Origin of the sequence: uncultured Microbacterium sp., assembly GCF_947489255.1 — a bacterium.
GTDB lineage: Bacteria > Actinomycetota > Actinomycetes > Actinomycetales > Microbacteriaceae > Microbacterium > Microbacterium phycohabitans.
The window spans coordinates 245,769-259,841 of the sequence record NZ_CANLCY010000005.1 but is presented as its reverse complement, the minus strand read 5'-3'; the positions used below and the strand labels follow the sequence as shown (position 1 = coordinate 259,841).

Here is a 14,073-nt window from a genome sequence, read left to right as displayed (position 1 = left end):
GTGCAGCGGGGTACGTCAGATGACCGTCGTTTCGCGAGATGACCCGCGATGCGACGCGAACCCGGGTCATCTCGGTGACCGGGCGTGATCTCGGGCCGCACTCGGGGACGCCCGGGGGCCCGGGGGCCTCAGCCGAAGCGCTTGCGCAGGCGCGGCAGTACCTCGGCCCCGTACGTGCGCAGGAACTCCTCCTGATCGTGACCGGGGTCGTGGAACACCAGGTGCCGGAACCCGAGGTCGACGTAGTGCGCGATGCGCTCGACGTGCTCGTCGATGTCGGTCGAGACGATGAACCGGGATGCCGCCCGCTCGATCGGCAGTTCGTCGGCGAGGCGCGCCATCTCGAGGGGGTCGTGCACGCTCATCTTCTCTTCGGCCGAGAGCGCCAGCGGCGCCCAGAAGCGCGTCTTCTCGAGCGCGGTCTCGTGGTCGGGGTGGTACGAGACCTTGACCTCCATGAGCGTGTCGATGTCGTCGCGCGTGCGGCCCTCCTTGCCGAGCCCCTCGTCGAGCGCGGGCAGCAGCTTCCCGGTGTAGAGCTCGGGGTCCTTGCCGCTGGTGGTGATGTACCCCTCGGCGATGCGGCCGGCCAGGCGCGTGGCCGCGGGGCCCGAGGCGCCGATGTAGATCGGCACCTTCTGCTCGGGGCGGTCGTAGATCGTGGCATCCTTCACCGAGTAGTAGGTGCCCTCGAAGGTGACGCGGTCTTCGGTCCACAGCTTGTCGATGAGAGTGATCGCCTCTTTCAGGCGCTGGAAGCGCTCGGGCGGCTCCGGCCAGTCGAGGCCGAGGGTCACCTCGTTGAGGGCTTCGCCCGTGCCGACGCCGAGGGCGACGCGGCCCGGGAACATCACACCGAGGGTCGCGAACACCTGCGCGATGACGCCCGGGTGGTAGCGGAAGGTCGGGGTGAGCACGCTCGTGCCGAGCATCACGCGCTGCGTGCGCGCGCCGAGAGCGCCGAGCCAGGGGAGGGCGTTCGGGGCGTGTCCGCCCTCGTGCCGCCACGGCTGCAGGTGGTCGGAGAGGAAGACGGAGTCGAAGCCCATCTCCTCGGCGAGTACGCCGAAGTCGAGGAGCTCGTTCGGGCCGAACTGCTCGCTCGAGGCCTTGTAACCGAAACGCAGGGGAATGGTCATCGCTGTCTCCTAGCCGTGCGGGTGGGTGGGGATGGAACCGGTGACGGGGGTGCGGGCGGGTTCGAACTCCGACCCGTCGGTGCCGGCGAGTCTCTCGTGGAACGCCTGCACCGTTCCGGGCCACAGCAGGGTCAGGCGGCCCGACCGCTCGTCGACGTACCAGTTGCGGCACCCGCCGGTCAGCCAGGGGGTGGATGCCGCGGCCGCCGCGATCTCGTCGGTGTAGGCCGCCTCGGCTTCCGGGCGCACCCGCAGCACGCGGTCGGGGCGTCGATCGCGCTCGCACAGCGCGCGCACGACGTAGGCGGCCTGCTCCTCCGCCATGAGCACGGCGGAGTTGTGGCCGAGGCTGGCGTTGGGGCCGTTCATCACGAAGAGGTTGGGGAAGCCCGCGACCACCGTGGACCCGAACGAGGTCATGCCGTCGGACCAGTGCGCGGCGAGCGTGTTCTCTTCTCCGTGCACGAGGTCGGCGTAGGGCTGCTGGGCCGCGGCGAAGCCCGTCGCCAGCACGAGCACGTCGGCGTCGTGATGCGCTCCGCTCGCGGCGGTCAGCACCGAGCCGTCGACCGACACCAGGGCCGTGGGCTCGAGGGTCACGGCATCCGAGGCCACCGCGGGATAGAACGCGTCGGACAGCAGCACGCGCTTGCATCCGAAGGCGTAGTCGGGGGTGAGCGCCTCGCGTAGCGCGGGGTCGGTGACCTGGGCGTGCAGGTGGTCGAGCGCGACGTCGCGGGCGGCGGCGGATGCCGTGGCGTCGCCCGAGCGGGAGGCGAAACGCTGCTCGCCCTCGGCGTAGAGCTGCGCGCGCAGCCGCGCGAGGTCGCCGGGGTGCGCGGCGAGACGCTCGCGCTCGGCGCGCGGGATCTCGTCGCCGCCGCGCGGCACGATCCACGCGGGGGTGCGCTGGAAGAGCGTGACGTGGGCGGCGCGGCGGGCGAGCTCGGGCACGAGCTGCACGGCGCTCGCGCCGGTGCCGACGACCGCGACGCGCTTTCCGGTGAGGTCGATGTCGTGGTCCCACCGGGCCGAGTGGAACAGGGGGCCGTCGAACGACTCGAGCCCCTCGATCGCGGGGACGTGCGGCTCGGTCAGGCGTCCGCAGGCCAGCACCAGGGAACGCGCGGTGACGGGCTCGGCGCCGGTGTCGAGTCGCCAGACCGCGCCGGCGGCATCCCACCGCGCCCCGAGGAGAGGGGTGCGCAGGCGCAGGCGATCGCCGAGGTCCTCGCGCTCGGCGACCCCGCGCAGGTACTGCTGGATCTCGCCGCCCGGGGCGAACGTGCGGGTCCAGTGCGGATGCGGGTGCGCGGCGAGGCTGTAGAGGTGCGCCGGCACGTCGCACGCGACGCCGGGGTACGTGTTGTCGCGCCAGGTGCCGCCCACGTCGGCAGCGCGTTCGAGCAGCACGACGTCGTCGCGGCCGGCCCGCCGCAGGGCGCCGGCCATGGCGAGGCCGGCGAAGCCCGCGCCGACGATCGCGACGTCGACGACTCTCACGCGGGGGCTCCGTCGGGCGTGCGGGCCCCGTCGGCCGGGAGGGGGAAGCGCGTGCCACCGCTCGTCACGATGGAGGGAGCCGCTGCGTCGGTGACCCGGTAGTCGGTCGTGCGCAGCCGGAACGGCCGCATGAGGCTCCGGGCGAGACGTTCGGCTGCGGGGACGGGCAGTTCGAGGCCCTGTTCGATCCCGGTGTCGGGGAGCACCCGCCCGTCGTAGAGCGTGCCGCCCAGGTCGTCGCCGCCGGAACGCAGCAGCACCGCCGCGGTCTCGCGGCCGACGCGGGTCCACGGGATCTGCACGTGCGCGATGCTGCCCGACAGCAGCAGTCGCGACACCGCGACCATCGCCCGGTGCTCGTCGACCGGTGCGCGTCCCGCGACCAGCGGCACGTCACCGCCGGGCAGGGGGATCGGGACGAACTCGGCGAAGCCGCGCGTACGGTCTTGGATCTCGCGCAGACGTCGCAGGTGGGCGATGCGCTCCTCGGCCGTCTCGACGTGCCCGTAGAAGAGCACCGAGGTCGAACGGAAGCCCGTGAGGTGCGCGGCGGTGATGGTCTCGATCCACGCGTCGATCTCGAGATCGGCCGGGGCGACGAGGGCGCGCACCCGCTCGCTGAGCACCTTCACGCCGGTTCCGGGCACGGTGTCGACCCCGGCGTTGTGCATCGCGGCGAGCGCGCCGCCCAGGCCGAGGCCGCCGCGATCGGCGAGATCGCGCACGTCGAGGGGACGGTAGGCGTGCACATGGATGCCGGGGGCGGCGGCCTTCACCGTCCGCACGAGGTCGAGATACCCTGCGGGGTCTTCGCTGCCGGGCAGTGCACCCTGGATGCAGATCTCGGTCGCGCCGAGGTCCACGGCATCCACCGCGATGGCCGCGGCGTCGTCGAGGTCGAATTCACCCGGTGCCGTTCGGCCGCTGCGCCGCAGTCCCGTCGAGGTGAGGTTGCGGTTCTGCACGAGGGTGATCGGCTCGCCGACCGTGTAGCGGCGGGCGTCGTCGGCGACGGCGGCGAGGTCGTCGAGCTCCGCGCCGGTGGCGTGCAGCAGGCGGGTCCAGTCGGCGTCGTCGAGGGTGAGAGGGGCGGATGCCGCCCGCTCGGCGAGGCGGCGCACACCCGGGTCGGAGGCGGCGGTGCCGCTGTGCGCGGGGGCCGACGGATGGGCGGTGGGTGAGACGTCGGCGGCGAGGCCATCGGCATCCGCCAAGGCCCGAACGGGCGCGTGCAAGGCCGAATCGATCCAGGTCGCGGCATCCCGCACGAATTCGGGGTGCGCGGTCAGACGCTCGCGCAGCGTGTAGCCGTGGGCGGCGGTGGACGCGGCCAGGTCGTCGATGTGCGGCCAGGGACGCTCGGGGTTGACGTGGTCGGCGGTGAGCGGCGACACCCCGCCCCAGTCGTCGATGCCGGCGGCGACGAGCAGACCGAGCTCGCGCGGGTCGGAGAGGTTCGGCGGCACCTGCACGCGCATGTCGGGACCGAGCACGAGCCGCGCCACGGCGACCGCCGCGAGGTACTCGCGCATGTCGGCGTCGGGAGCGCCCTGCATGGCGGTGCGGGGCTTCGCGCGGAAGTTCTGCACGATGACCTCTTGCACGTGCCCGTGGCGTTCGGCGCTCTCGCGAAGGGCGATCAGCGACTCGGCGCGGTCGCGGACGGTCTCGCCGATACCGACCAGGATGCCGGTGGTGAACGGGATGCCGGCGGATCCCGCGTCGTCGATGACCTTCAGCCGCAGCGCCGGGTCTTTGTCGGGCGAGCCGAAGTGCACCTGCCCGGGCTCTTCGTACAGGCGTCGGGAGGTCGTCTCGAGCATCATGCCCATCGACGGCGAGACCGAGCGCAGCGCCGCCAGTTCGTCGGGGTGCATGACACCGGGGTTGGCGTGCACGAGCATTCCCGTCTCGGCGGTGATGAGGCGGGCGATGTGCGCGACGTAGTCGATCGTGGAGGCGAAGCCGTGCTCGTCGAGCCAGGCGCGGGCTTCGGGCCAGCGCTCCTCGGGGCGGTCGCCGAGCGTCAGCAGCGCCTCTTTGCAGCCGAGTGCCTGCCCCTGCCGCACGACCGTGAGCACCTGCTCGGGGCTCATGTAGGCGGGCTTGCGCAGCAGGGCGAGCTGGCCGGGGGTGTCGACGAAGATGCAATAGTGGCAGCGGTCGCGGCAGAGCGTCGTGAGGGGGACGAACACCTTGCGGGAGTAGGTGATCACGCGCGGGCGGCCGGCGTTCTCGAGTCCCTCGTCGCGCAGGGCCGCGGCGACGGGGAGGAGCGCGTCGAGGTCGGCACCGAGCAGGGCCTCGGTCTCGTCGACGTCGGGTCGGTGCCCCGCACGCACGCGCTCCAGCAGGTCGTCGATGGTGGTGCCCCGGGCCGGTGCGACTCGCGGCGCAGCGCTGCCCGTGCTCATCGCTCAAGGCTATCCCCCCGCTCCGACATCCGGGCCGGAGGGTGATCGTTGCCGTCCTGTGAGGTGCCCGGCGGATCGACGAGTGACGACGCTGGCAGGATGGAAGGCATGGTGACCCTGCTGCTCGATTCGACGCAGCTCGAGGTCGTGCTCTCGCCGACCGAGCGGGCTCTGTCGTTCCGCAAGACCAACATCGTCGTCCCCCGCGAGCACATCGACCGGGTGCAGTTGACGGACGACGCGTGGACCTGGATCCGCGGGGTGCCCAACCCCGGGATCAACCTCCCCGTCGCCATCGGCGCCGGCACGTGGAAGTCCGCCGGGGGCAACGACTTCGTCATCATCCGGGGACGCAAGCCCAGCGTGGTCGTCGACCTTGCCGGTCACGAGGAGTTCGAGCGCCTGGTGCTCACCACCAAGCACGGGGTGGCGCTGGTGAAGGCGCTGCGCCTCGACGTGGCATCCGAGCCCGAGGACGTCGCCGACATCGTCGCCTGAGCGGCGGGGCGGGGCCGCGCGGGTCTCAGCTCGTGAACTGCACCACGGTGTCCCACGCGAGCTTAACGATGAGGATCGACAGGGTCGCGAGGAACACGATCCGCACGAACCCGCTCCCGCGGCGGGTGGCCATGTGCGCGCCGATGAAGCCCCCGGTGATGTTCATCACGGCCATGGCGAGACCCAGCACGAGGATGATCTCGCCGTGCACGCCGTAGACCGCGAGGGCCGCGAGGTTGGTGGTGAGGTTGGCGATCTTCGCGTTGGCGCTCGCCTGCAGGAATCCGTAGCCGAGCACGCCCACGATGAGGATGACGAAGAACGAGCCCGTGCCCGGACCCAGGATGCCGTCGTAGAACCCGACCAGCAGTCCGATCGCGCCCGCCCGCCAGGCGATGGCCGCGCGTCCGCCGTGTCGCGGGGCGTGCTCGAGGCCCATCTTCGGCTTGAAGAGCGTGTAGACCGCGACGGCGATGACTGCCACGAGCACCACGGGCGTCAGCACCTCGCGGGGGACGAAACGCGAGAGGGCCGCACCGACCGTCGAACCGGCGTACGCGCCCGCCACCAGCGGCACGAGCAGCACGAGCTGCACCCGGATCCTGCGCAGGTAGACCCAACTGGCCGAGAGCGTTCCGAAGAACGACGACAGCTTGTTCGTGCCGAGGATGAAGGGCGTCGCGACGTCTTTCGGTACACCGATGACGAGGGCGGGGAGCTGGATCAGGCCACCCCCGCCGACCACGGCGTCGACCCAGCCCGCCACGCCCGCGGCGACGAGCAGCAGCACGAGGGCGGCCGCCGAGACGGGGAGCCACTCGGCGATCACCGGTCCATCGAGCACGGTTGATTCTCGCCGCTGCGGGAGCCGCCGCCAAAAGCCGCCGACGAAAAGCGCAGTCCCGCGGGGTCAGTCGATGTCGCGGCGCCAGGTCGTGAACAGGCCGATCACGAGCAGCACCACGGCGTAGCCGAGCAGCACGAGGCCGCCCATCCACCACTCGAGGGCGTCTGCGCCCGTCGTGCCCATCGCGCCGAAGATGGTCTGCCCCACGAGCGCGTCGCTCGCGGCGCTGGGGAACCACTTCACCACGTCGCCGAAGCCCTCGACCACCCCGCCGAGGGTGCGGATGATCGGCTCGATGAACAACGTCACCGCGAGCACGATGACGATCGCGGCGACCTGATTGCGCACCACGGTGCCGACGCCGATGCCCACGACGGCCCAGAGCGCGAAGGCCAGCAGCATGCGGCCCACGAGCACCCAGGTGTCGGGGGAGGTCAGCTCGGCGTCGATCCCGAAGATGCTCAGCACGCCCGCTCCCGCCGCGATCGCGGCGAGAGAGCCCAGGATGCCGTACAGCAGGCCGACCAGGACGCCGACGACGAACTTGCCCACGAGGACGACGCCGCGACGAGGAGTCGCCAGGAACGTCGGGGTCAGCGTCTTGTGGCGGAACTCGGTGGTCACCATCAGGGTGCCGATGAGGAGGGGGAAGACGTAGCCGACGGCCGAGGCCGTGCTGTAGACGAGCGCGGGCACGCCGTCGGCGGACACCGCCGGACCCGTCGCTGCGCCGAGGCGGCCCGAGGCCACCCCGCCGAACACGAAGGCGAGGACGCCCGCGGTGAACGCGACGTAGACCATCAGCACGATGCCCAGCACCCACCAGCCGGCGGTGGTGAACTGCTTCGTGTACTCGGAGCGCGTGGCGGCGAGCAGCGTCATCGCGAGACCTCCTGCTCGTGACGGATGCGATGGTCGTCGTCGGCGGTCTCGTCGCCATGGGCGACCGCCCCCACGGGAACGATGTCGATCACCCCGGTCGAGGCCACCGCGTAGGACGGGCGGGGCGATTCGTCGGCCTCGGCGCGGGCGGGAGCGGCGGGAGCGGCCGTGGCGGGGGCGATCACCGCCACGAGAGCCGTGGACGGGCGCGGGTCGTCGGGCACGCGATCCTCGGCCGAGGGCGGCGCGAGCTCGGGTGCGGCGGCCTCGGCAATGTCGGCCGCGGCGTGGGCGGTCGCCGGGACGTCGGCGGGCGCGGGCGTCATGACCGGCGCGGACGCCGTGGCGTCGCCGGTCGCCTCGGGCGTGGCATCCGTCGGCGGGACGGAGGTTCCGCCGGCGCTCGCGTGCACGCGCGTGCCGCTGACGAGCTCGAGGAAGATGTCCTCCAGGCTCGCGCCCTTGCTCTGCAGGTTCGACAGGGCGATGCCGGCGCCGGCGGCGAGGGCCCCGATCTCGACCGGTTCGTGGTGGCGGATGGTGAAGCCGTTGCGCAGCAGCTGGTAGTCGATGCCGCGTCCGTCGAGCAGCTGCGACAGCGCGGTCCGGTCGGGGGAGTCGACGACGGTGGCGTACTCGTCGGGGTCGGCGAGGTCTTCGATGCCGCCCTGGAACACCAGGCGACCGCGCGAGATGATCAGCAGCGCGTCGACGGTCTGTTGCACCTCGGCGAGCAGGTGCGAGGAGATGAGCACCGTGCGCCCCTCCTCGGCGAGGTGGCGCAGCAGCGAGCGCATCCACCGGATGCCCTCGGGGTCGAGGCCGTTCGACGGCTCGTCGAGCACGAGCACGCCGGGGTCGCCGAGCAGCGCCGTGGCAAGACCGAGACGCTGGCGCATGCCGAGCGAGAAACCGCCGACGCGGCGCCCCGCGACGTCGGCGAGACCCACGAGACCCAGCACGTGGTCGATGCGGGAGGTGGGCAGGCCCGCGGCGCGGGCGTACACCTTGAGGTGGTTCGCGGCCGAGCGACCCGGGTGGAAGCTCGAGGCCTCGAGGGCCGCGCCCACCGTCTGCAGCGGAGAGTCGAGATCGGCGAACGCCTTGCCGCCGATGGTCGCGGTTCCCGCCGTGGGACGCACGAGCCCCAGCAGCATGCGCAGCGAGGTGGTCTTGCCGGCTCCGTTGGGGCCGAGGAACCCGGTGACCTGTCCCGGCTCGATCCGGGCGGAGAGATCGTCGACCGCCGAGACCGCTCCGAAGCGTTTGGTGAGTCCGGCGAGCTCCAACACCTGTCCGTCGGGCATTCGGCACCTCTCGTTCGGCGGGCGTTCCGTCCATCTTCCCCGATCCGGGGCCGAAAACACATCTCGGCGCGTGTGTAACGTGGCACCGTGCATGCACAGCGAACCGAAGACGACAGCGTCCTCGTCGGGGGTCGTCGCGGCCTCGGCCATCTCACGCTCAACCGGCCCCGCGCGATCAACGCCCTCGACCTCGAGATGATCCGTGCGCTGAACGTCACTCTCGACCGGTGGGAACGCGACACCGACGTCGATGTCATCCTGCTCGACGGAGCGGGCGACCGCGGCTTCTGCGCCGGCGGCGACGTGCGTGCCCTTCACGAGATGGTCACGGGCGGTCGCGTCGACGAGGTGCACGCGTTCTTCCGCGAGGAGTACGCGCTCGATCACTGCATCGCCACTTCCCGCAAGCCCGTGATCGCGATCGCCGACGGGGTGTGCATGGGCGGCGGCATCGGCCTCGCCGGTCACGCTGCGATCCGCATCGTCACCGAGCGCTCGCGCCTGGCGATGCCCGAGACGCGCATCGGCTTCACTCCTGACGTGGGCGGCTCCTGGCTGCTCGCCCGCGCCCCCGGGCGCCTCGGCGAATACCTCGCCCTGACGGGCGGGACGATGGATGCCGCCGACGCGCTGTACGCGGGATTCGCCGACCACATGGTGCCCACCGCCCACCTCGAGGCGCTGTACGAGGCGTTGGAGAACCGCGCCGACCCGTCGAGCCCGACCGAACTCGTGCTGCTGTTCGACGAGAGCCCCGAGCCGTCGCGGTTCGAGACGGCCAGGGAGTGGATCGACGACGCCTTCGCCGCCGACGACGTGCCCGCGATCATCGAAAGGCTCCGAGCGCGCTCCGAGGCGGAGGCGCACGAGACCGCCGAGCTGCTCGCCGCCTCGGCGCCCACGGCGCTCGCCGTGACGCTCGAGGCCGTCCGCCGGGCGCGCGCCCTGCCGTCACTGCGCGCGGCCCTCGCGCAGGAGTACGGCCTCGTCCTGTGGTTCGCCTTCACCCAGCCCGACCTCGTCGAGGGTATCCGCGCGCAGGTCGTCGACAAGGACCGGTCGCCGCGGTGGTCGCCCGCGCGGCTCGGGGACCTGCCGTCCGAGCGTGTGACCGAGGCGTTCGCGTACGAGCCGGAGCCGTCGCTGTGGTGACGTGCGCCGCCCCCGGGCGAGGGTCGACCCGGTCATGACCCCTCCGCGGCGCCGCTGGTCGATCGGTCGAGCCCTCGACGGGTTCTTCTTCGTCTTCGCCGGTCTCGCCGCGATCTGGCTCGCGTACTTGAGCTTCACCGAGTCGTTCTCGCTCGGCTGGGGCGGAGCCCTGATGGCGATCGCCTTCTGGGTGCTGCTCGCCTACCTCGTGCTGCCCCGGCTGCATCGCATCCTCACGGCGATCTACGTGCCCGACTACTTCATGGGGCGCACCCGCACCTCCGACGGGTTGCTGGGCGACCCCGTCAACCTGGCCTTCCTGGGTGAGCGGGAGCAGATCGAGCAGGTGCTGACGGATGCCGGGTGGATCGCCGCGGACCCGGTGACCCTGCGTTCGTCGTGGCGCATCGTCACCTCGACCCTGCGTCGGCGCAGTTATCCTCGCGCGCCGGTGAGTCCGCTGTTCCTCTTCGGTCACGTGCAGGATCTCGCGTACCAGCAAGAAGTCGCCGGCTCGCCCGCGCAACGGCACCACGTGCGCGTGTGGCGGTGCCCCGAGGGATGGCTCCTCCCGGGCGGCCGCCGAGTCGACTGGTTGGCCGCCGGGACGTTCGACCGCGCGGTGGGCCTCTCGCTCTTCACGCTCCAGGTGACGCACCGCATCGACGCCGACACCGACATCGAGCGCGACCACATCGTGGGAACCGTCGCCGGGAAGCCGGGGGTGTCGGTGGACGTCATCCGCGATTTCTCGACCGGGTATCACTCGCGAAACGGTGGCGGGGACAGCATCACCACCGACGGCGACCTGCCCATCATCGACGTGCGGGCCGTCGTCCCCGCCGGGCGGGAGCGGACGCCGTGAAGGAGCAGCGGCACCCGCGCAAGCGCGCGGCCTTCGAGCCGCCCCTCGAGCCCCGGCGCGCCGACCCCGCGATGCGGCGACCCACCGCGACGTCGGCCGGGGCGGTCCTCGTCCTGCTCCGTGCGCTCGCGGGGGCCCTCTGGGCGGTGAGCGTGGCGTTCGCGCTCCCGCCGTGGTTGCAGCAGATCGCCGGCGCCGCCAGCGGGGATGCGAGCGCTTCGACCGACCCGGATCTCGCCGGGCTCTCCGACCTCGGCCCCGCCACCGCGATCTTCCTGACCCTCATGGGCGCCCTGTTCGTGGTGCAGGTGGTGCTCGGCATCCGTATCCTCTTCGGCGGGAACCTGTCGCGCGTGCTCGTGATGCTCATCTCGGTCGCGTCGATCAGCGCGGGTTTCGTGGGCTGGTGGCAGGCGGGGGTCGAGATCACCCTGCGCACCACGCTGCTGACGCTCAGCCTCGACATCCTCGTGCTGCTGGCGCTGTCGAGCCGCGATGCGGCCGCGTACGCGCGGCGACCGCGCGGGCGCCGGGCGCACGGATCTCGCACAGGCGCGGCGCGTTAGCCTGAGAAGCGCCGCGCCTGTGCGGCGGAACGGAAGACGCACGTGTTCGACAGTCCCATGTCGTCCTCGGCATACGAGGTGCTCCGCGTCGCGGCCGACATCGACGACGAGGGTCTGCGCCGCGCCTACCGGGTGCGCCTGCGCGAGACGCATCCCGACACCGGCGGCGACGCCGCCCTGTTCGTCCAGGTGCAACGCGCGTGGGAGCTCGTCGGCACGCCCGAGGCGCGCAGCGCCTACGACCGGGGTCGCGGGACGACGACCGGGGACTGGGGCGGCGCGCCGACGGCATCCGCTCCCTCCCGTCCCACCGACACGCGCCCGCGGGCCCGCTCGCACGGCCAGCCCGGCGGTTGGCGGCGTGAGCGCTACCTCGACCTGATCCGCGAATGGGTGGGGCGCGGGGTCGACATCGCCGACCCGTACGACCCGGCGCTCGTGCGCTCGGCGCCGCCCGAGATCCGCCACATCCTCGCGGACGCGCTCGCCGAGGAGGAGACCGCGCGCCTGGTCTCGGAGCTCGGCATGGGGTACACCGTGTGGCACGACGTGCTGGCCGACCGCGACGGAGTCGATCCGGAGCAGAAGATCGACCATCTCGTGCTCGGCCCCAGCGGCCTGTACGCCCTGCTCAGCGAGGACTTCGGCGGCCCGGTCGGGGTGCGCCGCGGCGAGATCACGGGACCGAACGTCATCGGGGCGCCGGTCACGGAGCTCGTCTCGCGGGCGCGCGTCATCGCGCGTGCCGCCGGGGTGCGCTTCAGCGGAGCGATCGTGGTCCTGCCCGACGACGACGTGTTCGACGCGATCACCGAGCTCGGCAAGGTGCGCGGCACCCCCGTCGCCCTCGTCACGCGCAGCGCGCTGACCACCCTCCTGCGCCGCGGGATCACGGGGGCGCGCGAGGTGGGCGGCACCGAGCTGTTCGACATCCGCACGCGTCTGCAGCAGCGGGTGCGCCACGTCTGATCGCTGGTCTGTGCCGCGGGGCGTGCTTAGGGTGGGGGCATGAGTACCGACGACACCTCGGATGCCACGGCATCCGACGAGATGAAGCGTAAATTCCAGGCGGCGCTCGCGAAGAAGAACGGCCAGCAGCGGTCGGGTCAGGCACACCTCGACGGTCATTCCGCGGTGCAGGGCACGCACGCGGCGGTCACGAAGCGCGAATTCCGCCGCAAGAGCGGCTGACCCTCCGCGCGCGAGTCGCCGGGATCCGTCGCCGTCCGTTCGATCGGAGCGACGGATCCCGGCGACTCACGCGGTCGCCGTCGGCGCCTCGAAGAACGCCAGCTCCAGGGTCATCGAGCGGTCGTAGGCCGCGGCCATCGCTTTGCGGCTGGCGGGGGATGCCGCTCGCGCGGCGGCATCCGCGATCGTCGTCGCCTCGGCCGACGAGGCCGCGAACGCCTCGTCGCCGTAGGCGCTGAGCCAGTCGGCGTAGGCGTGGTCGGGGCCGAACGTGCCGCGCCATCGCACGCCGATGTCGGTGTACAGCACGAAGCAGGGCAGGATCGCCGCGACGAGCACCGCATACGAGCCCGCTGTCGATGCGGCGTGCAGGTGGTCGGTGTACGCGAGGGTGGATGCCGCCGGCTCCAGGCCCGCGGGATCGACGTGCGACCGGTGCAGCTCCGCCTCCTCGGCCAGGCACGACACCGACGCGGCGGCCCAGAAGCGCTGCTCCTCGACCGTGGGCGCGAGGGCCGCGGCTCGCGCGAGGACGCGCGCGTACTCGCGGAGGTAGAGCAGGTCCTGCCCGAGGTACCAGGCGAAAGCCGTGCGGTCCAGGGCACCGGATGCCAGACCGCGCACGAACGCGCAGGCGTCGACGGCGGCGCGGGTCGGGGCCGTGGCCTCCCAGCGCTCGGCGCTCCACGATCGGCCGAGGTCGAGGTGCGGGCGCAGCTCGTGCAGGTGATCGATCGGGCCGTTGCCCCGGCCGACGTGCAAGGCCTCGGCGTGTTCGAGGGCGCCGGTCAGCCAGCGCTTCGCGCGCGTCAGGGCGTCGGGCCACGACAGACCGTGAGCGGCCAGGGTCGCCATCGCCGACGACAGCGAGCAGCCCGTGCCGTGGGTGTGCGGGGTGTCGACGCGGCGTCCCGCGACGGGGTGGATGCCGGAGCCGTCGACGATCGCATCCGGGCTCTGCTCTCCGTCGAGGTGGCCGCCCTTGAGCAGGACCGTCGTGCGTGCGGTCCCGGCGAGGAGCTGCGCCTGGGCGATCGCGGCGTCCCAGGTCGTGGCCCGCGGCTGTCCCACGAGCACGGCGAGCTCGGGCAGGTTCGGGGTGACGAGGTCGGCGCGGTGGCAGAGGGCGCGCACGGCTTCCTCGGCGTCGGGCTCGAGGAGGCGGTCGCCGCTGGTGGCGACCATGACCGGGTCGAGCACGACGATCGCCGGGCGGACCTCGGCCAGCCATTCGTCGACGGTCGCCGCGACCTCGGCCGAGCCGAGCATGCCGATCTTGACGGCGTCGATCTCGACGTCGTCACTGACCGCGCGCAGCTGCGCGGCGAGGAACGCCGTGGGAGGCACGTGCACCTCGCGCACTCCCCGGGTGTTCTGCGCGACGAGCGCCGTGACGGCGGCCATGCCGTAGCCGCCGAACGCGGCGATGGACTTCAGGTCGGCCTGCACGCCCGCCCCGCCCGTCGGGTCGGTGCCGGCGATGCTCAGCACGCGCGGGCTCGTGATCCGGCTGCGCGCGTCCCGGTCGTTCCTGCTGTGGTCGCCTGTGTCGCGGTCGCCCGGGTCCCGGTCGGCTGCGGTCCGGTCGGCTGCGTCCGGGTGATCCGGGCCCCGGTGGTCAGTGCTCCGGTCGGCTGTGCCCCGGTGGTCAGTGCTCCGGTCGGCCGTGACCCGGTCGTTCGTGCTCCGGTCGGCTGCGCTCCGATCGT

The 14,073-nt window shown here is 72.4% G+C and carries 13 protein-coding genes; 6 read left to right on the top strand and 7 right to left on the bottom strand.

All coding sequences use genetic code 11. The annotated features are described in order from the left end of the window. Positions 1-128: 128 nt before the first annotated feature. The 3 genes from fgd to cofG are packed head-to-tail and all read right to left on the bottom strand — an operon-like array spanning position 129 to position 5,056. Complete coding sequence (gene fgd, locus Q0818_RS14495) at positions 129-1,139, bottom strand: glucose-6-phosphate dehydrogenase (coenzyme-F420) (RefSeq protein WP_298876359.1); 1,011 nt, start codon at positions 1,137-1,139, stop codon at positions 129-131. Between the two features lie 9 nt (positions 1,140-1,148). After that, positions 1,149-2,642: an NAD(P)/FAD-dependent oxidoreductase gene (locus Q0818_RS14490; RefSeq protein ID WP_298876356.1), complete on the bottom strand. Its 1,494-nt coding sequence runs from the start codon at positions 2,640-2,642 to the stop codon at positions 1,149-1,151. Then, on the bottom strand, positions 2,639-5,056 hold the full coding sequence (cofG, locus tag Q0818_RS14485; protein WP_298876353.1) for a 7,8-didemethyl-8-hydroxy-5-deazariboflavin synthase CofG: 2,418 nt from the start codon (positions 5,054-5,056) through the stop codon (positions 2,639-2,641). The genes Q0818_RS14490 and cofG overlap by 4 nt, the downstream gene beginning before the upstream one ends. Before the next feature lie 108 nt (positions 5,057-5,164). Between cofG and Q0818_RS14480 the strand changes: the two genes are divergently transcribed. Beyond that, positions 5,165-5,554, top strand: coding sequence for a hypothetical protein (locus Q0818_RS14480; RefSeq protein WP_298876351.1), 390 nt, complete (start codon positions 5,165-5,167; stop codon positions 5,552-5,554). A gap of 25 nt (positions 5,555-5,579) precedes the next feature. Here Q0818_RS14480 and Q0818_RS14475 read toward each other — a convergent pair whose 3' ends face one another. The 3 genes from Q0818_RS14475 to Q0818_RS14465 form a co-directional block, all read right to left on the bottom strand. Continuing rightward, positions 5,580-6,398 (bottom strand): TSUP family transporter, encoded by an 819-nt coding sequence (locus tag Q0818_RS14475; RefSeq protein ID WP_298876348.1) that lies wholly within the window; start codon positions 6,396-6,398, stop codon positions 5,580-5,582. A 66-nt stretch (positions 6,399-6,464) separates the two neighbouring features. Continuing rightward, positions 6,465-7,283 carry an ABC transporter permease gene (locus Q0818_RS14470; protein WP_298876345.1) on the bottom strand — a complete coding sequence of 273 codons (819 nt, stop codon included), beginning with the start codon at positions 7,281-7,283 and terminating at the stop codon, positions 6,465-6,467. Beyond that, positions 7,280-8,590 carry an ABC transporter ATP-binding protein gene (locus Q0818_RS14465; protein WP_298876342.1) on the bottom strand — a complete coding sequence of 437 codons (1,311 nt, stop codon included), beginning with the start codon at positions 8,588-8,590 and terminating at the stop codon, positions 7,280-7,282. Before Q0818_RS14465 ends, Q0818_RS14470 begins: the two co-directional genes overlap by 4 nt. An 87-nt stretch (positions 8,591-8,677) precedes the next feature. Here Q0818_RS14465 and Q0818_RS14460 point away from each other — a divergent pair, with 87 nt between their 5' ends. From Q0818_RS14460 to Q0818_RS14440, 5 genes are read left to right on the top strand one after another with little or no spacing between them, the layout of a single operon-like run. After that, the gene (locus tag Q0818_RS14460) at positions 8,678-9,742 is read left to right on the top strand and encodes an enoyl-CoA hydratase/isomerase family protein (RefSeq protein WP_298876339.1); all 1,065 of its coding nucleotides are present in this window, start codon (positions 8,678-8,680) and stop codon (positions 9,740-9,742) included. A gap of 34 nt (positions 9,743-9,776) precedes the next feature. Continuing rightward, positions 9,777-10,607: an LssY C-terminal domain-containing protein gene (locus tag Q0818_RS14455; protein ID WP_298876338.1), complete on the top strand. Its 831-nt coding sequence runs from the start codon at positions 9,777-9,779 to the stop codon at positions 10,605-10,607. Then, positions 10,604-11,173: a hypothetical protein gene (locus tag Q0818_RS14450; protein WP_298876336.1), complete on the top strand. Its 570-nt coding sequence runs from the start codon at positions 10,604-10,606 to the stop codon at positions 11,171-11,173. Before Q0818_RS14455 ends, Q0818_RS14450 begins: the two co-directional genes overlap by 4 nt. Positions 11,174-11,215: 42 nt before the next feature. Continuing rightward, positions 11,216-12,142 (top strand): DnaJ domain-containing protein, encoded by a 927-nt coding sequence (locus tag Q0818_RS14445; protein ID WP_298876335.1) that lies wholly within the window; start codon positions 11,216-11,218, stop codon positions 12,140-12,142. Between the two features lie 39 nt (positions 12,143-12,181). Further along, on the top strand, positions 12,182-12,364 hold the full coding sequence (locus tag Q0818_RS14440) for a DUF5302 domain-containing protein (RefSeq protein ID WP_298876333.1): 183 nt from the start codon (positions 12,182-12,184) through the stop codon (positions 12,362-12,364). 66 nt (positions 12,365-12,430) lie between these two features. Here the strand turns inward: Q0818_RS14440 and thiD are convergent, their stop codons facing one another. After that, positions 12,431-13,855 (bottom strand): bifunctional hydroxymethylpyrimidine kinase/phosphomethylpyrimidine kinase, encoded by a 1,425-nt coding sequence (thiD, locus tag Q0818_RS14435; RefSeq protein ID WP_298876330.1) that lies wholly within the window; start codon positions 13,853-13,855, stop codon positions 12,431-12,433. Positions 13,856-14,073 lie beyond the last annotated feature (218 nt).

Excerpts from the sequence above, each read along its gene's own strand:
- fgd (WP_298876359.1), bottom strand. The coding sequence starts at position 1,139 with ATGACCATTCCCCTGCGTTTCGGTTACAAGGCCTCGAGCGAGCAGTTC.
- cofG (WP_298876353.1), bottom strand. The coding sequence starts at position 5,056 with ATGAGCACGGGCAGCGCTGCGCCGCGAGTCGCACCGGCCCGGGGCACC.
- Q0818_RS14480 (WP_298876351.1), top strand. The coding sequence starts at position 5,165 with ATGGTGACCCTGCTGCTCGATTCGACGCAGCTCGAGGTCGTGCTCTCG.
- Q0818_RS14470 (WP_298876345.1), bottom strand. The coding sequence starts at position 7,283 with ATGACGCTGCTCGCCGCCACGCGCTCCGAGTACACGAAGCAGTTCACC.
- Q0818_RS14465 (WP_298876342.1), bottom strand. The coding sequence starts at position 8,590 with ATGCCCGACGGACAGGTGTTGGAGCTCGCCGGACTCACCAAACGCTTC.
- Q0818_RS14455 (WP_298876338.1), top strand. The coding sequence starts at position 9,777 with ATGACCCCTCCGCGGCGCCGCTGGTCGATCGGTCGAGCCCTCGACGGG.
- Q0818_RS14440 (WP_298876333.1), top strand. The coding sequence starts at position 12,182 with ATGAGTACCGACGACACCTCGGATGCCACGGCATCCGACGAGATGAAG.